The 19,643-nt window shown below is 69.0% G+C and carries 21 protein-coding genes; 13 read left to right on the top strand and 8 right to left on the bottom strand.

Annotated features, from left to right (window positions below):
• Positions 1 to 39 precede the first annotated feature (39 nt).
• On the bottom strand, positions 40 to 858 hold the full coding sequence (locus BMX16_RS04070) for a uracil-DNA glycosylase (protein ID WP_089899086.1): 819 nt from the start codon (positions 856 to 858) through the stop codon (positions 40 to 42).
• Positions 859 to 1,088: 230 nt separating this feature from the next.
• Here BMX16_RS04070 and BMX16_RS04065 point away from each other — a divergent pair, with 230 nt between their 5' ends.
• From BMX16_RS04065 to plsY, 4 genes are all read left to right on the top strand, one after another.
• Positions 1,089 to 2,054 (top strand): aspartate carbamoyltransferase catalytic subunit, encoded by a 966-nt coding sequence (locus tag BMX16_RS04065; RefSeq protein WP_089899083.1) that lies wholly within the window; start codon positions 1,089 to 1,091, stop codon positions 2,052 to 2,054.
• A 42-nt stretch (positions 2,055 to 2,096) separates the two neighbouring features.
• Complete coding sequence (locus BMX16_RS04060; RefSeq protein ID WP_089899081.1) at positions 2,097 to 2,627, top strand: hypothetical protein; 531 nt, start codon at positions 2,097 to 2,099, stop codon at positions 2,625 to 2,627.
• Between the two features lie 127 nt (positions 2,628 to 2,754).
• Entirely contained in the window at positions 2,755 to 4,035 is a 1,281-nt protein-coding gene (pyrC, locus tag BMX16_RS04055) for a dihydroorotase (RefSeq protein ID WP_089899078.1), read from the top strand.
• Entirely contained in the window at positions 4,032 to 4,649 is a 618-nt protein-coding gene (plsY, locus tag BMX16_RS04050) for a glycerol-3-phosphate 1-O-acyltransferase PlsY (RefSeq protein ID WP_089899074.1), read from the top strand. The genes pyrC and plsY overlap by 4 nt, the downstream gene beginning before the upstream one ends.
• On the opposite strand, the gene BMX16_RS04045 is transcribed toward plsY, so the two are convergent.
• The 5 genes from BMX16_RS04045 to BMX16_RS04025 all read right to left on the bottom strand — a co-directional run bounded on the left by BMX16_RS04045 (position 4,636) and on the right by BMX16_RS04025 (position 8,177).
• Entirely contained in the window at positions 4,636 to 4,878 is a 243-nt protein-coding gene (locus tag BMX16_RS04045) for a hypothetical protein (RefSeq protein ID WP_089899071.1), read from the bottom strand. The two genes, plsY and BMX16_RS04045, sit on opposite strands and share 14 nt — an antisense overlap.
• A 132-nt stretch (positions 4,879 to 5,010) precedes the next feature.
• Positions 5,011 to 5,289 (bottom strand): hypothetical protein, encoded by a 279-nt coding sequence (locus BMX16_RS04040; RefSeq protein WP_089899066.1) that lies wholly within the window; start codon positions 5,287 to 5,289, stop codon positions 5,011 to 5,013.
• Positions 5,290 to 5,322: 33 nt separating this feature from the next.
• Positions 5,323 to 6,693 carry a glutamate--cysteine ligase gene (locus BMX16_RS04035; RefSeq protein WP_089899062.1) on the bottom strand — a complete coding sequence of 457 codons (1,371 nt, stop codon included), beginning with the start codon at positions 6,691 to 6,693 and terminating at the stop codon, positions 5,323 to 5,325.
• Between the two features lie 63 nt (positions 6,694 to 6,756).
• Positions 6,757 to 7,272 carry a hypothetical protein gene (locus BMX16_RS04030; RefSeq protein WP_089899060.1) on the bottom strand — a complete coding sequence of 172 codons (516 nt, stop codon included), beginning with the start codon at positions 7,270 to 7,272 and terminating at the stop codon, positions 6,757 to 6,759.
• A 158-nt stretch (positions 7,273 to 7,430) separates the two neighbouring features.
• Entirely contained in the window at positions 7,431 to 8,177 is a 747-nt protein-coding gene (locus tag BMX16_RS04025; RefSeq protein ID WP_089899057.1) for a 16S rRNA (uracil(1498)-N(3))-methyltransferase, read from the bottom strand.
• A 372-nt stretch (positions 8,178 to 8,549) separates the two neighbouring features.
• Here BMX16_RS04025 and ubiA point away from each other — a divergent pair, with 372 nt between their 5' ends.
• The 4 genes from ubiA to BMX16_RS04005 all read left to right on the top strand — a co-directional run bounded on the left by ubiA (position 8,550) and on the right by BMX16_RS04005 (position 12,664).
• Entirely contained in the window at positions 8,550 to 9,521 is a 972-nt protein-coding gene (gene ubiA / locus BMX16_RS04020; RefSeq protein ID WP_089899055.1) for a 4-hydroxybenzoate octaprenyltransferase, read from the top strand.
• A gap of 60 nt (positions 9,522 to 9,581) precedes the next feature.
• Entirely contained in the window at positions 9,582 to 11,489 is a 1,908-nt protein-coding gene (locus tag BMX16_RS04015) for an OmpA family protein (protein ID WP_089899052.1), read from the top strand.
• A gap of 22 nt (positions 11,490 to 11,511) precedes the next feature.
• Positions 11,512 to 11,838 carry a hypothetical protein gene (locus BMX16_RS04010; protein ID WP_089899048.1) on the top strand — a complete coding sequence of 109 codons (327 nt, stop codon included), beginning with the start codon at positions 11,512 to 11,514 and terminating at the stop codon, positions 11,836 to 11,838.
• 151 nt (positions 11,839 to 11,989) lie between these two features.
• Positions 11,990 to 12,664, top strand: a complete 675-nt coding sequence (locus BMX16_RS04005) for a type 1 glutamine amidotransferase domain-containing protein (protein WP_089899045.1) — start codon at positions 11,990 to 11,992, stop codon at positions 12,662 to 12,664.
• 113 nt (positions 12,665 to 12,777) lie between these two features.
• On the opposite strand, the gene BMX16_RS04000 is transcribed toward BMX16_RS04005, so the two are convergent.
• Positions 12,778 to 13,722, bottom strand: a complete 945-nt coding sequence (locus BMX16_RS04000; protein WP_245731303.1) for an L-threonylcarbamoyladenylate synthase — start codon at positions 13,720 to 13,722, stop codon at positions 12,778 to 12,780.
• 156 nt (positions 13,723 to 13,878) lie between these two features.
• Here BMX16_RS04000 and BMX16_RS03995 point away from each other — a divergent pair, with 156 nt between their 5' ends.
• Positions 13,879 to 15,582: an acyl-CoA dehydrogenase gene (locus BMX16_RS03995; RefSeq protein WP_089899037.1), complete on the top strand. Its 1,704-nt coding sequence runs from the start codon at positions 13,879 to 13,881 to the stop codon at positions 15,580 to 15,582.
• Positions 15,583 to 15,664: 82 nt separating this feature from the next.
• On the opposite strand, the gene betI is transcribed toward BMX16_RS03995, so the two are convergent.
• On the bottom strand, positions 15,665 to 16,222 hold the full coding sequence (betI, locus tag BMX16_RS03990; RefSeq protein WP_089899034.1) for a transcriptional regulator BetI: 558 nt from the start codon (positions 16,220 to 16,222) through the stop codon (positions 15,665 to 15,667).
• A gap of 84 nt (positions 16,223 to 16,306) precedes the next feature.
• Here betI and choX point away from each other — a divergent pair, with 84 nt between their 5' ends.
• The 4 genes from choX to choV all read left to right on the top strand — a co-directional run bounded on the left by choX (position 16,307) and on the right by choV (position 19,594).
• On the top strand, positions 16,307 to 17,236 hold the full coding sequence (choX, locus tag BMX16_RS03985; protein WP_089899031.1) for a choline ABC transporter substrate-binding protein: 930 nt from the start codon (positions 16,307 to 16,309) through the stop codon (positions 17,234 to 17,236).
• 80 nt (positions 17,237 to 17,316) lie between these two features.
• A complete protein-coding gene (gene choW / locus BMX16_RS03980; RefSeq protein ID WP_089899028.1) occupies positions 17,317 to 18,150 on the top strand; it encodes a choline ABC transporter permease subunit in 834 nt (277 codons plus the stop codon).
• Positions 18,147 to 18,557, top strand: coding sequence for a GFA family protein (locus BMX16_RS03975; protein ID WP_089899026.1), 411 nt, complete (start codon positions 18,147 to 18,149; stop codon positions 18,555 to 18,557). Before choW ends, BMX16_RS03975 begins: the two co-directional genes overlap by 4 nt.
• Positions 18,554 to 19,594: a choline ABC transporter ATP-binding protein gene (gene choV, locus BMX16_RS03970; RefSeq protein ID WP_089899021.1), complete on the top strand. Its 1,041-nt coding sequence runs from the start codon at positions 18,554 to 18,556 to the stop codon at positions 19,592 to 19,594. Before BMX16_RS03975 ends, choV begins: the two co-directional genes overlap by 4 nt.
• Positions 19,595 to 19,643: the final 49 nt, after the last annotated feature.

Here is a 19,643-nt window from a genome sequence, read left to right as displayed (position 1 = left end):
CCCATCGGGCGCGGCCAGCAGCCGCGCCCGATGGGGCGTTCAGCGCAGCCGCGCCTTCAGCGCGAGCAGATCCGTCCAGGCCGCGCGCTTGGCCGCAGGGTGACCCAGCAGCATCTGGGGCGGATACATCGGCAGCAGCGGCCGCCCGAGGACCGTGTCCCACTGCCCGCGCATCCGGCTGACGCCGGACCGCCCCAGCAGCGCCTGACAGGGCGCGTTGCCCATGCAGACCACAACGTCGGGCTGCACCAGCGCGATATGCCGCAGCAGGAACGGCGTCATCATCGCCAGATCGGCAGGCTCCGGCAGGGCGGCCCCGGCCCCGCCCGCCGCCGCCGTCCGCCATGGCAACACGTGCATCACGTGCACCGCCCGCGCGGGGTCGGCGGCAGTCCTGTCCAAACCGATGGCCGCCAGCATCCGGTCCAGCAGCACCCCGTGCGGGCCCACGAAGGGACGCCCCGCCTGATCTTCGGCACGGCCTGGCGCGTCGCCGACGATCATCACCCGCGCCCGCGAATCGCCCTCCGCGCCGACATAGGACCGCGCACCGCGCTTCAGCGTACACAACCCGAAACCTTCCTGCGCCGCCCGCAGGGCCGCCAGATCGCCAGCCGCCGCAGCCGCCTCCGCCGCCAGCGCGGGTGCGTCGAAATCAGCGGCCGCGGGAATGGGCGGCGGCGGACGCCGCTGGCCGGCGTCCGGCACGGCCGTCACCACCGGTGCTGCCACCTTCGGCGGCACCGGGTCCAGGGCATAGCGGTCCACCGGCACGTCGCCGATCGCCTCGTCGGCCCCCAGCGCCACCTGCCAGTCGAGCAGTGCCACGTCGGCCCAGTATGTCGCATCCGATTCCATGACCGACACCCTAGCCTGCCCGGCCGCCCGATGGCAGTCCCCCTGCCGCGCCCTGCCGCCCGTTGCCGCAACCCGGCACCGGACCGACCGGCACGCGGTTGCGGCAGCACGACCCGCTCCCGTCCCCATCATCTTGCCGCAAATACTCCGGGGGGCGGCGCAGCCGGGGGGCTGGCCCCCCTGCCACGGCGCGCCTATAACGCCCCCACCCCGTCAGGAGAGAGCCGCCCATGTCCTTCCGCGCCCGTCACCTCCTCGGCATCGAACCCCTCGCGCCGGACGAGATCACGACACTCCTCGACCTCGCCCAGACCTATGCCGAGGATAACCGCGCGGGCCGCACCCACCGGGACGTGCTGGCGGACATGACGCAGATCAACATGTACTTCGAAAACTCCACCCGCACGCAGGCCAGCTTCGAGCTGGCGGGGAAAAAGCTCGGTGCGGACGTCATGTCGATTGCGATGCAGTCGTCCAGCGTAAAGAAGGGCGAGACGCTGATCGACACGGCGCTGACGCTGAACGCCATGCATCCCGACCTGCTGGTGGTGCGGCACCCGTCGTCGGGCGCGGTGGATCTGCTGGCGCAGAAGGTCAACGCCGCCGTCCTGAACGCAGGCGACGGGCGGCACGAACACCCGACGCAGGCGCTGCTCGACGCCCTCACCATCCGCCGCGCCAAGGGGCGCATCCACCGCCTGTCGGTCGCGATCTGCGGCGACATCGCCCACAGCCGGGTCGCGCGGTCCAACATCATGCTGCTGGGCAAGATGGAGAACCGCGTCCGTCTGATCGGCCCGCCCACCCTGATGCCCGCTGGCATCGCCGAGTTCGGGGTCGAGGTCTTCGACAACATGGAAAAGGGCCTCGAGGGTGTGGACGTGGTGATGATGCTGCGCCTGCAGAAGGAGCGGATGGACGGCGGCTTCATCCCGTCGGAACGCGAGTATTTCCACCGCTACGGCCTCGACCGGGACAAGCTGGCGCGGGCCAAGCCCGACGCCATCGTCATGCACCCCGGCCCGATGAACCGCGGGGTCGAGATCGACGGCACCATCGCCGACGACATCAACCGTAGCGTGATCCAGACGCAGGTGGAAATGGGCGTCGCCGTGCGCATGGCGGCGATGGACCTGCTGGCGCAGAACCTGCGTGCCGCGCGTGCGCAGACCGCAGTGGCCGCAGGAACCCGCTGACACCGACCGCCGTTCACCCCGGCACAGCCAGAAGGGCCAACCATGACACAGACCCTGACCATCCCCGCCACCGACCACGGCCTGATCCGGCTGTTCAAGGTGACACCCCCCGCCCCCGCCGAGTTGGAGGAGCGGACGCCCGCCGCCCTGACCGCGCTGTTCGGCACCGACGCGCTGGATGCCACCTATGTCGACGTGGTGGACACGACGCAGCTCGCGGGGCTGACGCTGCTCGACTATCTGCATCAGGGCTACGACATTCCGGCACAGGACGCCGCGGACCCCGCGATCCGCAACCTGCGCGGCCTCGTGGTGATCGTCATGTCGCGCGCGGCACGCGGTCAGGCGGTGACGCTGACCCTCGCACCCGGGGTCACGCACGTCACCACAACCGGCGATCCGGCGCGGCTGCGGGCACCTGCCGCACCGCTGGCGTCCAAGGCGGCCGAGGGTCGTCTGACGGGCAGCGGCAAACCCGCGCCGTCCAGCGCCGCCATGTCGGGCCGCGTGGCGACCGTCGCCCTGCTGGTGCTGTTCGCGCTGGTGGCCCTGATGATCTGGGTCGCAAGCTGACGCTGCAAGCGGTGTTCGTGCGGCAAGGAACCCGTCGCGCATCGCAGGCCACCGCGGCCCTGCCGCCAGCGATTGACCCCGCATCCCCCGCTGCCTACACCGATGCGACCCCACCCGGCAGGACCGCATGACGCAGCTTCACTTCATCAATGCCCGGCTGATCGACCCGGTCGCACTTACCGACCTGCCCGGCAGCCTGACGGTGCAGGACGGCGTCGTCACAGCACAGGACGGTCCCGCCCCCAAAGGGGCCAAGGTGATCGACTGCGGGGGCGCCTGCCTCGCCCCCGGCCTGATCGACGTGGGCGTCAAGGTGTCGGAGCCCGGCGAGCGGCACAAGGAATCCTTCCGCAGTGCAGGGGCCGCCGCCGCCGCCGGTGGCGTCACGACGATGGTCACGCGCCCGGACACGTCGCCGCCCATCGACACGCCGGAAGCGCTGGAATTCGTGCGCCGCCGCGCCAGCGCCGAAAGCATCGTCCGCGTCCTGCCCATGGCGGCCCTGACCAAGGGACGGCTGGGCCATGAGATGACCGAAATCGGCTTTCTGCGCGATGCGGGGGCCGTGGCCTTTACCGACGGCGACCACGTCGTCACCGACACCAAGGTGCTGTCCCGCGCCCTGACCTATGCCCGCAGCCTTGGCGCGCTGGTCATCGGCCACCCGCAGGATCCCGGCCTGTCGGCGGGGGCCTGCGTCACCACGGGCAAGTTCGCCACCCTGCGCGGCCTGCCGGGCGTGTCGCCCATGGCCGAGCGCATGGCGCTGGACCGCGACATCGCCCTGATCGAGATGACGGGCGTGCGCTATCACGCCGACCAGATCACCACCGCCCGCGCACTGCCCGCGCTGGAACGCGCGAAACGCAACGGGCTGGCGATCACGGCGGGCATCGGTATCCACCACCTGACCCTGAACGACATGGACGTGGCCGACTACCGCACCTTCTTCAAGCTGACGCCGCCGCTGCGGTCCGAAGACGACCGGCAGGCGGTGATCGACGCGGTGGCCACCGGCCTGATCGACATCATCTGCTCCATGCACACGCCGCAGGACGAGGAATCCAAGCGTCTGCCGTTCGAGGATGCGGCCAGCGGGGCCGTGGGCCTGCAGACCCTGCTGCCTGCGGCGCTGCGCCTGTATCACGACGACCGGATCGACCTGCCGCGCCTGTTCCGCGCGCTGTCGCTGAACCCGGCACACCTTCTGGACCTGCCCAGCGGCCGCCTGTCCGAGGGGGCACCCGCCGATCTGGTGCTGTTCGATCCGGATGCGCCCTTCGTGCTGGACCGCTCCACCCTTTTGTCGAAATCCCGCAATACCCCCTTCGACGGGGCCCGCCTTCAGGGCCGCGTGATCGGTACATGGGTGGGCGGCACCCGCGTTTTCGAAAGGCAAATGGCATGACCGATCCCATCACCCTCCTGATCCTCTGGGCCGTCATCGGCTATCTGCTCGGGTCGATCCCCACCGGCGTGATCGTGGCCCGCGCGATGGGTCTGGGCGACCTGCGCCAGATCGGGTCCGGCAACATCGGGGCCACCAACGTGCTGCGCACCGGCAACAAGCAGGCCGCCGCCCTGACCCTGATCGGCGATGCGGCCAAAGGGGCCGCAGCCGTCCTGCTGGCCCGGCAGTTCGCCACGCCGGACGCGGTGCAGATCGCGGCCCTAGGTGCGATGGTCGGGCACTGCTTTCCTGTCTGGCTGGGGTTCCGGGGCGGCAAGGGGGTCGCCACGTTCCTCGGCATCATGCTGGCCCTGATGCCGCTGGCCGGTCTCGCGGCCTGCGCCATCTGGGCGCTGACCGCCAAGCTCGGCAAGATCTCGTCGCTGGCGGCGCTGCTGGCGGCCGGATGGACGCCGGTCGTCCTCGTGATGCTGGGGCGAGGCGACCTGTTTCCATTGGCCGTCGGGCTGGCGGTGCTGGTTTATGGCCGCCACTGGGGCAACATCAGCCGCCTGCGCGCCGGAACGGAACCGCGCATCGGTGCGTCGAAGTCACCCGTCAACGGCGGCTGACGCCGCGCCAGACCAGCCGCAGCGCCACCATTGCCAACCATAGCGGCCAGCCCAGCAGCTGACCGAGACTGACCACACGCAGCGCCAGTGCCACCGGCAGGACCACGGCCAGACCGACGAGGGCACCCAAGACGGCGGCCAGCCCCGCCTGCGGCGGCAGACCGATCAAGAGCGGACCGAAAATCAGCAGCCCGGGCGCGAGCCGCGAGAAGACAAGCCTGAGGATCATGCGATGCGTGCCGTCACGCGGATGGTGCCTGCCCCGAGCCGAGTCAGTACGTCACAGGGCATTTGCAGCCTTGGCTTGCACCGAACGACGGCCATGGTCAGCCCCGATCCCATCCCCATCACCGACTACCGGTCAGACGCGCGGCTGACCGGCCATACGCTCCGTCGCTTCGGCGGTGCGACGCGTGTTTTGATAGATGCCGAGTCCCAGATACAGGAACCCGGCTGTGAACGACACGTACAGTCCGCCACCGATCAGGATGAACAGGAACCCCAGGATGCCGCCACCGCCCGGCCCCATCGTGCCCGGCGACACCAGCGCGGCGACGGCGGCGATCACGATGGCAATGCCCATCAGGACGACGAACACGGTAATCAGCTTGTCCAAAACACCGATGAAAAAATCGCGCACGGAATATCTCCTTCATTCCCTGCGCGAGCATAGTCAGTAGGCGTACTCGCGGTAAATCCGCCCCAGATCGCCGGCCCATTCCCCGTGATACTTCGACAACAACTCGTCAGCCGGGGTGATCCCCGTCTCGACGCTGTCCTGCAGCGCATCGAGGAAATGCGTCTCGTCCGGCACCAGACCGCCGGCGCCGGGTCTCGCACGCGCCGTCAGCCCCGCCCGCGCGATGTCCACGCAGGACCGCGCCAGCGTCGCCATGTCGATGCCGTCGACCTTCGCCTGCAATCCGTCCACGGATGCCGCCACCAGCAGCGCCTGACGCTGCTCGGCCGTCCAGTCGCGGCACAGGTCCCATGCGGCGTCCAGCGCGGTCTGGTCGTACATCAGCCCGACCCAGAACGCGGGCAGCGCGCACAGGCGGCGCCACGGGCCGCCATCGGCGCCGCGCATCTCGATGTATTGCTTGATCCGCGCCTCCGGAAACACGGTGGTCAGGTGATCGGCCCAGTCGCTCAGCAGCGGCTTCTGCCCCGGCAGGGCGGGCAGTTCGCCCTTTAGGAAATCGCGGAACGACTGGCCCAGCGCGTCGATGTACTTGCCGTCGCGATAGACGAAGTACATCGGCACATCGAGCACCCAGTCCACCCAGCGCTCGAACCCCATGCCGTCCTCGAACACCCACGGCAGCATACCCGTCCGGCTGTCGTCGAGGCCCCGCCACACCCGTGCCCGCCACGACTTGTGAGCGTTGGGCTTGCCTTCGAAGAAGGGCGAATTGGCGAAGAGCGCCGTCGCGACCGGCTGCAGCGCGATCGCGGTGCGCAGCTTTTGCACCATGTCCGCTTCCGACCCGAAGTCGAGGTTCACCTGCACCGTGCAGGTGCGGCGCATCATCTGCGTACCGTGGGTGCCGACGGTGCCCATGTAGGCGTCCATCAGCTTGTACCGCCCTTTGGGCATCAGCGGCATCTGGTCGTGCGTCCACACGGGTGCCGCCCCAAGGCCGATGAAGCCCGCGCCGATCTCGTCCGCGATCTCCTTCACCTGTGCAAGGTGCGCATTCACCTCGTCGCAGGTCTGGTGGATCGTCTCCAGCGGTGCGCCGGACAGTTCCAGTTGCCCGCCCGGTTCCAGGCTGATGTTGGCACCGTCGCGGGTCAGACCGATGATGGTGCCACCCTCCTCGACCCGGTCCCAGCCGAAGCGCTGTTCCATCCCCTCCAGCATGGCGCGGATGCCGATGGGCCCCTCGTAGGGCAGCGGCGCGTGCGTCGCGGTGACGAAGCCGAACTTCTCGTGCTCGGTGCCGATGCGCCACTGATCCTTGGGCTTGCAGCCGCTCGCCAGCAGTTCGGCCAGTTGCGCGTGGTTTTCGATGGGACCGCCACCGGATTGGGGAATGGACATGGGATCGGGCCTTTGTTCAGCGGTCGGTGTTGCGGGAGTATCTGGCGTGACCCGGTGCAGCCGTCAATGCAAGAGGGTGCGTCGCTTTTCCCAGACCGTCACGCGCGACCCCGGTGTGCGTTCCAGCACAGCCAGCAGTTCGCCGCTGCGGATCCCCGGCAGGGCGGCGAAGACGTCGAACAGGACCTCGGCCCCGTCGGCATTGACCGGAATGGCCAGCCCCTGCCCGCCCACGCCCGTCAGCACCCAGTGCGCGGGCCGTGCGGCGGGATCGAGGTCCAGCCGTGTCAGATCGGCCACATCCATCGCGCCCCCGGTCAGCGGTCCCATATAGACGAGGCGGCGTTCATCGAGGCTGACGACCCCCGGCCCCTGCCCGTCCTGCCGGAACCGCGCCCGCTGCACGCCGGCCGCGCCAAGGCCCGCCGCCGCGACGACCAGCACGACCCCCAGCCAACGCACCACGCCAAAGCTGTTCAACCCCCACCACAGGCCGAGGGTTGCGACGGCCAGCGCCGCCAGCACCTCGCGCCAGCGCCACAGGGCGGCGCGGGCGGCGGGTCGCATGAAGTCAGACATGGTGGGTCGCGCCTTTGACGGATGACGGGGACCGCGATAGCGGGGGCGTTGCAAAGGGCATGCCGATTGCCCGGGTCACGACATTGGCCTTCCACGCCGCGCAGGCGCGACGGTGTGATGGCCCGACGGCCACGCGGTGCGTCGACACATCCACAGCCTTACGCATGCCCGCCCCGCCAATCGCCCAGCGCCACCTGCCACAGGGTCAGCGCCGCCACGGCCGCCGTGTCGGCGCGCAGGATGCGCGGCCCGAGGCTGACCGCCTGCGCCTGCGGCATCGCCTGCAACCGCGCCCGCTCGGCGGGAGAGAATCCGCCTTCCGGCCCGATCAGCACCGCCCAAGGTCCCGGCGCCAGCCCGGACAGATCGGCGGGCTGGCCCACCAACCCCTCGTCGCAGAACAGGATGCGCCGCTCTGTCGTGTCAGCGCCCGTCCCCCAGCCGTCCAGCACGGCAGCCAGCCGCGCGACGGGGTCCACTGGCGGCACAAAGGTGCCACCGCATTGCTCCGCCGCCTCGACCGCGTGGGCCTGCAGCTTGTCCTGACGGGCGCGTTCGTTGGTGTAGTCGGTGACGACCGGCAGGATGCGGGACGCCCCCATCTCGACCGCCTTTTCGACGATAAAATCGGTGCGGGCCTTCTTGATCGGGGCGAACATCAGCCACAGGTCGGGCGGCGTGACCTGCGGGGCGGTCTGCGCGTCCACCGCCAGCACGCCGCCGCGCTTCGACGCCTCGGCCACCAGCGCCGACCATGCCCCGTCGCGCCCGTTGATCAGGGTCAGACGGTCCCCCACCCCCAGCCGCATCACGGCGAACAGATACAGCGCCCGGTCCCGGTCGAGGGGAACCGTTTGCCCTGCCCCCAGCGGGTGATCTACATACAGGCGAACGTCGGATGACATGAGCTGAACATATGCCCCCACCCCCCGGATCACCAGAGGCCCCGGCGCACCCTTGGCGCCAGGTGTCGTGGCACTGGCGCCGAGGCGCTCCGCTCCCGCACTCCGACACCCGCGGCGACGCGCCCGCGGACGCTGCAGCCGTCGCACGCAAGGCACCAGCGGGCGACCCGTCCTCAGCCTGCCGCCCGTTAAGACACTGACCCTCGATACACCTTACCGCGCGCCACCGATGCCCCTGATCTGCCTGTCAAGCCATCGACCCTCATGACCGGCCCGTCAGGCCAACCCGACCGGGGCATACCCCGCACCGCCGCCACCCTGCCACCACACCTGCCCCCGCCGCCTCCCTCTGCCCAGCCACAAGGCCCCATCATGCCGCCAGTCCCACCGCCGCACCCTGCCCCCCCAGCCGCACCCCGCGTCGCCGACAGCGCGGGCAACTGGGTCGATACCGCAGCCCCCGCGCGGTGGCAGCCCTATCTGCGCCTGTCGCGGCTGGACCGGCCCATCGGGACGTGGCTGCTGCTGCTGCCCTGCTGGTGGGCCATCGCCCTCGCGGCACTTGCGACCGACAGCGCGGGCATCTTCGATGCGTGGCTGATCGCGGGGTCCGCCATGGGCGCGGCGCTGATGCGCGGCGCGGGCTGCACCTGGAACGACATCACCGACCGCCACATCGACGGCTCCGTCGCCCGCACCCGGTCGCGGCCGATTCCCAGCGGGCAGGTCAGCGTGCGGCAGGCTCTGATCTGGGCCGTGGTGCAATGCCTCGTATCGCTGGCGATTCTTCTGACTTTTCCGGCCCCTGCCATCGCGTTGGGATTCGCAGCCCTGATCCCCGTCGCCATCTATCCCTTTGCCAAGCGGTTCACGTGGTGGCCGCAGGTGTTCCTGGGCCTTGCGTTCAACTGGGGCGCGTTGCTGCTGTGGACGGCGCACACGGGCACGCTGGGTGGGCCTGCGGTGGTCCTGTATCTGGCAGGGATCGCGTGGACCCTGTTCTATGACACCATCTACGCCCATCAGGACACGACCGACGATGCGCTGATCGGGGTGAAATCCACCGCCCGCCTGTTCGGCGACGCCAGTCCGCGCTGGCTGACGGGCTTTGCGGCGATCACGTTCGTGTTGTTCGTCATCGCCGTGCTGTGGGCTTGCGCCGACCGCTCCACCCTGTCGCAGATCATCGCGCTGGGTGGTCCGGTGGCGCTGCGGGTCCATCTGGCATGGCAGTTGCGCCGCTTCAACCCTGCCGACGGACAGGGTCTGCTGCGTCTGTTCCGGTCCAACCGCGATGCCGGTCTGCTGCCCCTGCCGTTTTTCGCCATTGCGCTGCTGGTCTGATTGCCACCCGGCCCATGTGGGCCTAGACACGAGGCCACGCCAACGACCGGGAGTGTCCCCTTGCGTCTGTCCCATCTGTTCATGCGGCTCGGCGTCTTTGCCGGGGCCGCCGTCGCCTGCACCCTCGCCGCGCGCGCCACCGTCGCCGTGGTCGAGGACGTGTCGGTCATGGCCGTACAGGAGGCCGTGGTGGATGCGGACCTGCCATGGGCCGCCGTCATGGGCGACGGGTTGCAGATCGTGATCGAAGGGCAGGCCCCGACCGAGGCGGCGCGGTTCCGCGCCATGTCGGCGGCGGGCAGCGCGGTGGATGCGGCCCGCGTGATCGACAACATGAGCGTGGCCGACAGCGGTGCCATCGCCGCCCCCGACTTTGCGGTTGAAATCCTGCGCGGCGACACCGGCGTGTCGATCATCGGCCTGATCCCCGCCAGCACCGACCAGGAGGCACTGGACGCCCGGATCGCGGCCATCGCCGATGGCGCGCCGGTCACCGACCTGCTGGAAGCCGCGGATTACCCAACGCCCGCCACGTGGCCCGCCGCGATGGACTATGCGCTGAACGCCCTCGACCAGTTGCCGCGGGCCAAGATTTCGGTCAGTGCCGACCGGGTGACGGTCAGCGCCATCGCCGACAGCACAGCACAAAAGTCGCAGATGGAAGCAGCATTGGCCCGCAATGCGCCGCAAGGGCTGCGGCGGATCGTGAACATCACGGCGCCGCGTCCGGTGATCTCGCCCTTCACCACGCGCTTCGTGCTGCAGGACGGCGCCGCGGGATTCGACGCCTGCGCGGTGGACACGCCGGACACGCAGGCCCGGATCATCGCCGCCGCGACCGCCGCAGGCTTCGACGGTGACGCCACCTGCGTCGAGGCGCTGGGCGTGCCGTCGCGCAACTGGGGCGAGGCGGTGGCCCTTGGGATCGGGGCCGTCGCGGATATCGGCGGCGGCACCGTGACCCTGGCCAACACGGACGTGACCTTCGTCGGGTTGGAAAGCACCGATCAGGCGACCTTCGACCGCGTCGCCGGCGTGCTGGAAAACGCCCTGCCGGATGAATTCGCCCTGACTGTGGAATTGCCCCGCGCCCCCGATGCGACGACGGCGGGGCCGCCCACCTTCACCGCCAGCCTGTCGGAGGACGGCGCGGTGCAGCTTGGCGGCCGGTTGAGCGACGATCTGGCCACGATGACGGTCGAGAACTTTGCCGCAGCGAAGTTCGGCGCCGCCGACGTCACCCTCGGCACCCGCCTGTCGGCGGATCTGCCGCAGGACTGGTCCGTGCGCGTGCTGGCCGGCCTCGAGGCACTGGCGCAACTGTCCGACGGGCGCGTCGTGGTGACGCCCGATCAGGTGACCGTCACGGGCCGCACCGGCAGCAAGACCGCCGCCAGCACCGTGACCAGCCTGCTGCTGGACAAGCTGGGGCAGACCGCCGAGGCCGATCTCGACATCGTCTATGTCGAGGAACTGGACCCCGTGGCGGGCCTGCCGACACCACAGGAGTGCATCGCGTCCGTGACGACCGTCACCGAGGCGCAGAAGATCCTGTTCGATCCCGGCTCTGCCACGGTATCGTCGGGCTCTCAGCCGATCCTGGACGAGATCGCCGACCTGCTGGAGCGATGCCCCGACATTCCCATGCGCATCGCGGGCTATACCGACAGCCAGGGCGGCGAGGAGATGAACCAGTCCCTGTCGCAATCGCGCGCCGAAGCGGTCCTTGATGCGCTGCGCATCCGCCGCGTGCCGATCGCGAGCTTCGAAGCGATCGGCTATGGCGAAGCCGATCCGATCGCCGACAACGGCACCGAGGAAGGCCGCGAGGCCAATCGCCGCATCGCGTTCTCACTGGTCTCCGACACCGCGGAGGAGGCCGCGGACGCCGACGCCGACGCCGACGCCGAAGAAGTCGATTCTGCGGAAACCGACGCGACAGATACCGAAACCGACGCCACCGAATGACGCCAACCGACAGGACATCGCCGTGAACCGCACCGAATTCATCGCCGCCACAGCGATCATCCTCTTTGCCGCCTTTGCCATGGGCTGGTTCGCCAGTTGGCTGGTCAACCGCGCAACCCGCGTGACGAAGGCCGAGATCGGCGAGCTGGACCGCATGGCGCAGGCCCTGCACGAGGCGGAGGAAACCCGCGACGAGGCGATCGTCTATCTGCAGCAGCGCGAGGCCGAGATCAGCAACCAGCTGTCCCAGACCGAGGCCGAGCTGCGCGCCGCGATGGAAGGCCTGCGTGACGCCCGCCGCGAGGCGGAGGAATACCGCACCTGGATCGAGCGTCAGAACGCAGGCTGACGGCGTCACGACGACCGGTTGCCGCCCGCGCCGGGACCACTGCCCGCCGCCGCCGCGACGGCCGGTGGAACAATCGGGCCGCTGATGGCTTTTACAGGCGACGCGGCCGGCCACATGGGCTGCCGCCTTCCCTGACAGAAAGCACCCGATCATGAACATCCTGATGGTTCTCACCTCTCACGACCAGCTGGGCGATACCGGCGAAAAGACGGGCTTCTGGCTCGAGGAGTTTGCGGCCCCCTATTACGTGTTCAAGGATGCGGGTGCGACGGTCACGCTGGCCTCGCCCAAGGGCGGCCAGCCGCCGCTGGACCCCAAGTCCGACGCAGCAGACGCCCAGACCGAGGCGACCGACCGCTTCAAGGACGATCCGGAAGCGCAGGCGGCGTTGGCCGAGACGGTGCAGCTGTCCGAAATCGTCGGTCGCGATTACGACGCGGTCTTCTATCCGGGCGGTCACGGCCCGTTGTGGGATCTGGCGACCGACGCCCATAGCATCGCACTGATCGAGGCGACGGTCGCCGCCGACCGCCCCTTCGGCGCGGTCTGCCATGCGCCTGCGATCTTCAAGGACACCAAGGCCGCGGACGGCACGCCACTGGTGTCGGGCCGCAATGTCACGGGTTTCACCAATACCGAAGAAAACGGCGTCGGCCTGACCGACGTGGTGCCCTTTCTGGTCGAGGACATGCTGAAGGCGAACGGCGGTCTTTATGCCAAGGGGCCGGACTGGGGGTCCTTCGTGGTGACGGACGGCAAGCTGGTCACGGGTCAGAACCCCGCGTCGTCGGAAGCAGCGGCCAAGGCATTGCTGGACGTGATGTAAGTCAAGAGTGTCGGCGCGGCAGAACCGCGCCGACCGGCCGGGGGGCTAGCCCCCCGGACCCCCCAGGATATTTCCAACCAGAAGAAGGGGACGGCCATCGCCTGACCTTCTGGTCAGCCCGGATTGCGTGGGGCGGCAGCCCGGCGCAGGCGGTCGTTGATCGCGGCCCCTAGCCCCGCGTCGGGAACGGGTGCCACGGCGATGGCTGCAGCCCACATGTCGTCAAGCCGGTGAAGTGCATCGAACAGTGTGGCGGCTGCCTCTGTCAGGTCGCCGCTCGCGGACAGGGTCAGGTCGCCGGTGACGGCGCCGAAGCCGAGCAGCACCTCGCCGGGTTCGGCATGGGTGGCGTTCAGCCGGACCGCACCGCGTGGGGCGTAGTGACTGGCCAATTGACCCGGAGCGACGGGGGCGTCGGTCACGGACGTGGCGGGGACAGCCAGCGGTGCGCCGAGAACGGCCGACAGCGACTCCGCCGACACGCCGCCTGCCCGCAGCAGGGTGGGGTCACCGGTCATGTCGAGGATCGTCGATTCGACCCCGACCGTGCAGGCCCCCCCATCGACCACCGCCGCGATGCGACCCGCCAGCCCCGCCAGCACATGCGCCGCCGTCGTGGGCGAAATGCGCCCGGAAGGGTTTGCGCTGGGTGCAGCCACCGGACCGCCGAACGCATGCAGCAACGCCTGCGCCACCGGGTGGGCCGGCACCCGCACCGCCAGCGTGTCCAATCCTGCCGTCACGAGCGTGGATATGCCCGCACCCGCCCGCAGAGGCAGCACCAGTGTCAGGGGCCCCGGCCAGAACGCCTGCGCCAATGTCAGCGCCTGCGGCGTGAAATGCACCAGCGCCTGCGCCTGCGCGAGGTCTGCCACATGCACGATCAGCGGATTGAAGCTGGGCCGCCCCTTGGCCGCATAGATGCCCGCCACTGCCTCCGACTGTCGCGCGTCGGCACCGAGGCCGTAGACCGTCTCTGTCGGAAACGCGACCTGCGCCCCGTCGCCCAGCAGGCGGGCCGCCCGCGCCAGACTTGCAGCGTCGGGGGCAAGCCGCAGTGTCGCGACCGTCGCAGGCGAAGCTTCCGACGTGGCCCCGCCTTCTGACGTGGCGTTGTGATTGCGCGGTTTCACGGGGCGGATACTTTCGGGAACAACGGGGGGTGCATACCGCCACCGCACCGCCTTGCCAAGCATCGCTCAGGAGGAGCCCCCATGCCCTACCGCGCCCCCGTCGCCGATTTCCGGTTCCTGCTGGACCACGTTACCGACTTTGCCGCCATCGCCGCGACCGACACCTTTGCCGAGGCCACGCCGGAGACCGTCGAGGCGATCCTGACGGAAGCGGGCCGCATGTCCGAGGACGTGCTGGCCCCCCTGAACCGCAGCGGCGACAAACACCCGGCCCGGCTGGAAAATGGCGTGGTCCGCACGTCCCCCGGTTTTGCCGACGGTTACCGCGCGATCGCGGAAGGCGGCTGGATCGGCATGTCGGCGGATCCGGCGAACGGCGGGATGGGCCTGCCGATGACGCTGACCACGGCGGTCAACGACATGATGTCGGCGGCGTGCCTCGCGCTGCAGTTGAACCCGCTGATGACCCAAGGCCAGATCGAGGCGCTGGAGCATCATGCGGATGCCGGCTTGCGCGACCTCTACATCCCCAAGCTGATCTCCGGCGAATGGTGCGGCACCATGAACCTGACCGAACCGCAGGCGGGGTCCGACGTGGGTGCGCTGCGCAGCAAGGCCACGCCGAACGGCGACGGCACCTATGCGATCAGCGGGCAGAAAATCTACATCTCTTGGGCGGACAACGATTTCACTGCCAACGTGTGCCATCTGGTTCTGGCGCGCCTGCCGGACGGCGTGCCGGGGACCAAGGGCATCAGCCTGTTCCTGGTGCCCAAGTTCATTCCAGATGCGGACGGCAATCCGGGCAAGTCCAACAGCCTGCGCGTCGTCAGTCTGGAGCACAAGCTGGGCCTGCACGGCAGCCCCACGGCGGTGATGGAATACGACGACGCTGTCGGCTGGATGGTCGGACCCGAGAACGGCGGCATGGCGGCGATGTTCACGATGATGAACAACGCGCGCCTTGGCGTGGGCACGCAGGGTATCGGCATCGCCGATGCGGCCTATCAGCATGCGCTGGCCTATGCGCAGGACCGCAAGCAGGGCCGCGTCGGCGGCACCGGCAGCATCATCGAACATGCCGACGTGCGCCGGATGCTGGCCGAGATGAAGGCCGACATCTTTGCCGCGCGCGCCATCGCGATGATGTGCGCAGGCGCCATCGACATGGCACGGGCCACGAACGATGCGGGCTGGACGGCACGTGCGGCGTTCCTGACGCCGATCGCCAAGGCTTTTGGCACAGATACCGGCATCAAGGTGGCGTCACTGGGCGTGCAGGTCCATGGCGGCATGGGGTTCGTCGAGGAGACCGGGGCCGCGCAATACCTGCGCGACGTGCGCGTGACCGCGATCTATGAGGGCACCAACGGCATTCAGGCGATGGATCTGGTGGCCCGCAAGCTGATGGACGGCGGCGAGGCCGCGCGCCTGCTGATCGAAGCGGTCCAGACCGGTGCGGAAGCCGCCCGCAACGGCGAGACGGATCTGGCGGAAGCGGTCTGGCAGGCCGCAGAGGATCTGCGCGAGACGACGGACTGGCTGGTGGCGCAGGGCGATCTGCAGCAGCGGTTCGCGGGGGCGGTACCCTATCTGGCCGCCTTCGCCCGCGTGCTGGGGGGCCATGCGCATCTGGCTGCGGCGATCCACGGCGATCCGGCCCGCGCGCGGCTGGCACGGTTCTATGTCAAGCGGTTGCTGCCGGAGGTGACGGGGCTGCTCGCGCATGTGCGTGAAGGGTCCGACGATCTGCTGGCGATCACGCCGGACGATCTGGCGGCCTGACGCATCGGTGTTGCGGCCCGCTGGGCCGCAGCGCGCCGCGCGGGAGTATGTCGGACAAGATGATAGGCTGGCAGTGGGAGGATCAGCCCGCGGCGCGCAGCGTGCCCAGCAGTTTCAGTGCAATCGCAGAGGCATCCGTGTCCGGTGCGGCCAACGCCTGACGGATGTAGAGACCGTCGATCAGCGCCGCCAGCAGGTCGGCGGCGGCGGCGGGATCCGCCAACTGCCCGCGCAGGGCGTGGGTCAGGTTCGACCGCAGGCGGCGCTGATAGATACCCAGCAGATGGCTGGCCTGCGGGTTTCCCTGCGCCTGCACGTAGAACGTCATCCACGCACTGACCGTATCGGGATCGAAGAATGTGGGCGCAAAGCTGGCGGTGACGATGGCCGCGGCCCGGTCCGTGGCCCCCGACAGGGCTGCCACAACGGTGACGCGGTAGTCGCGCAGGATCTGCCGCATGGCCGCGTTCAGGATCTGATCCTTGCCGCCGAAGTAGTGATGCGCGAGCGCCGACGACACGCCTGCACGGGCCGCGATGCGACCGACCGTGACGTCAAGCGACGCGGCCTGCCCGACTTCGACGATTGTGGCTTTCACGAGGGCGGCACGCCGTATAGGTTCCATCCCGAGCCGGGGCATCGCGCAGAATCCTTACATGTCCCTCTAGTAAACCAGTTCTTGATTGACTGGTCAATCAAAATAAACGCCGCGTTGGAGAATTCGATGACCCTCAAAACCTCCCTATCCGTATTGGCCCTTATCGCCGCGACCCCTGCACTGGCGCAGGACACCTGCGACAGCGTCACGTTCGCCGATGTGGGCTGGACCGACATCACCGCCACCACCGCCGCCACCACCGCCGTGTTGGAGGCGCTGGGATACGAGACGGAAACGACACTGCTGAGCGTGCCGGTCACCTATGTCAGCCTGGCCAAAGGCGACGTGGATGTGTTCTTGGGCAACTGGATGCCCACGATGGAGGCTGACCTCGCCCCCTATCTGGAGGCCGGAACCGTCGAAAGCGTGCGCGCCAATCTGGAGGGCGCGAAATACACGCTGGCCGTGAACCGCGCCGCCGCCGATCTGGGCATCGCCACCTTCGCCGACATCGTCACCCACGCCGATGCGCTGGACGGCGAGATCTATGGCATCGAGCCGGGCAACGACGGCAACCGCCTGATCCTCGACATGATCACGGCGGATGCGTTCGGACTGAGCGCGTTCGAGGTGGTCGAATCGTCCGAACAGGGGATGCTGGCGCAGGTCGCGCGTGCGGATGGCAGCGACACCCCCATCGTGTTCCTCGGCTGGGAGCCGCATCCGATGAACGCCCGCTTCGACATGACGTACCTAGAGGGGGGCGACGACTGGTTCGGCCCGAACCTCGGCGGTGCCACGGTGCATACCAATACGACCGCAGGCTTTGGTGCGGCCTGCCCGAACGTCGGCAAGCTGCTGGAGAACCTCGTCTTCAGTCTCGAGATGGAGAACGAGATCATGGGGGCGATCCTGAACGACGGCACCGACCCAGCAGAGGCCGCGACGACGTGGCTGGCCGCCAACCCGGACGCATGGGCAGGCTGGCTGGACGGTGTGACCACGCTGGACGGCGGCGACGCCGTGGCCGCCGTCACCAACGCGCTGGCAAGCTGATTCGGGTCAGCTGATTCTGGCAATCTGATCCCGGTTGAGGGCCACGCCGGCCCGCGCCACCCCCTGTTGAGAGCACCCGCATGGACTGGCTAACACGATACAAGATCCCCGTCGGGGACTGGGCCAGTGCGGGTTTCGACGCGCTGAACGCCCGGGCGGGGGCGGTGATCGACACCTTCGCGGATGCGCTGAAGGACGGCTTCGACGGGCTGACCGACGGCCTGCTGGCGCTGCCGCCGCTCCTGATCATCGCGGTCTTCGCCGCCGTCGCATGGGCGATCCAGCGCCGCTGGCAGGCGCCCATGCTGGTGCTGGCGGGCTTCGCCTTCATCCTCAACCAAGGCTATTGGGAGGAGACGGTGCAGTCCCTGACCCTCGTGGTCATGGCCTGCACCGTCTGCATGGTCGTTGGTGTGCCGCTGGGCATCGCCGGGGCGCATCATCCCCGCCTCTGGCGGGCGGTGGGGCCGGTGCTGGACCTGATGCAGACGCTGCCCACCTTCGTCTATCTGATCCCCACGGTGGTGCTGTTCGGCATCGGCATCGTGCCGGGGCTGATCGCCACTGTGATCTTCGTGCTGCCCGCGCCCATCCGGCTGACGCAGCTGGGTATCAGCGGCACGCCGTTGGGGCTGGTCGAGGCGGCGCAGGCCTTTGGTGCCACCCGCCGCCAGCTGCTGTGGAAGGTGGAACTGCCCTCCGCCCTGCCGCAGATCATGGCGGGGCTCAATCAGGCGATCATGCTGTCGCTGTCGATGGTCGTCATCGCGGGGCTGGTGGGCGCGGACGGGCTGGGCGTGCCGGTGGTGCGGGCGCTGAACACCGTCAACACCGGGCTGGGGTTCGAGGCGGGTCTCGTCATCGTCGTCGTGGCGATCATGCTGGACCGCACCCTGCGGATGCGCCCGCGATGAGCGTGCATCGCGGATCATGCCATTGCGGCGCCGTGACGTTCACCGTGACGCTGACCGACGGTCTGGCGACGGCGCGGCGCTGCACTTGCTCGCTGTGCGCACGGCGCGGTGCGGTCGCGGTCAGCGCGCAACTGGATGGCCTGCGCCTGCTGACCGGGGCCGAGGTGCTGAGAACCTACCGCTTCAACACCGGGGCGGCGGCGCATCACTTCTGCAGCACCTGCGGCATCTATACCCACCACACGCGGCAATCGAACCCGCACCAGATCGGCGTGAACCTCGCCTGTCTGGACGGACAATCGCCGTTCCTGTCCGCCGTCCTGGACGGACAGAACCACCCGACCGACACCGGTCAGGTGCGCACGGTGGGCACGCTGCATTTCATCCCGGCCGAGGATACGCCATGACCGCCGCCGTCACATTCGAGAACGTCAGCATCGTGTTCGGCGACGATCCCGCAACTGCGTTGCCACACATGGACAGCGGCCTGTCGCGAGCCGAGGTTCAGGCCGCCTGCGGGCAAGTGCCCGGCGTCCACGACTGTTCGCTGCAAGTGCAGACGGGCGAAATCCTCGTGCTGATGGGCCTGTCAGGGTCAGGCAAGTCGACGCTGCTACGGGCCGTGAACGGCCTGAACCCGCTGGTGCGCGGCGACGTGCGGATCACCACGGCCAACGGCACGCAGTCCGTCACACGGGCCGACGCCCGCACCCTGCGCGATCTGCGACTGCATGATGTCGCGATGGTGTTCCAGCAGTTCGGCCTGCTGCCATGGCGCAGCGTGCGCGACAACGTAGGGCTAGGGCTGGAACTGGCGCGGCAATCCGCCAAACAGCGCCGCGCGCGGGTGGAGGAGGAGTTGGCGCTGGTCGGCCTGTCCGACCGCGCCGACGCGCTGGTGGGCGAGCTGTCGGGCGGCATGCAGCAGCGCGTCGGCCTTGCCCGCGCCTTTGCCACCGATGCGCCGATCCTGCTGATGGACGAGCCGTTCAGCGCCCTTGATCCGCTGATCCGCACGCGGCTGCAGGACGAGTTGCTGAACCTGCAGGCGCGGCGTGGGCGCACCATTGTCTTCGTCAGCCACGATCTGGACGAGGCGTTCAAACTGGGCAACCGCATCGCCATCATGGAAGGCGGCCGCATCGTGCAGACCGGCACCCCGCGCGAGATCTTCGCGCGACCGGCGAACGGGTATGTGGCGGATTTCGTGGCCCACATGAACCCGCTGGGCGTGCTGTGCGCGCGGGACGTGATGGGTCCGGGTGCGGGCAATGGGGCCGCCGTCGATGCCGAAACGCCCGTGCAGCGGATCATCGACCGCATCACCACGGACGGGCCGCTGACCGTGACCGCCGACGGCCAGCCCATCGGGCAGATCACGGCGCAATCGCTGCTCGACCGCCTCGCCGCCCGTCACCGTCCGCAGGCCACCACGGCCCCCTGAACGCAATGGGGGCGGCGCCGCAGCACCGCCCCCATTGCATCGCACCGCA

The organism is Loktanella fryxellensis (genome assembly GCF_900110065.1).
Taxonomy (GTDB): domain Bacteria; phylum Pseudomonadota; class Alphaproteobacteria; order Rhodobacterales; family Rhodobacteraceae; genus Loktanella; species Loktanella fryxellensis.
This window is presented reverse-complemented; position numbering and strand designations above follow the sequence as displayed.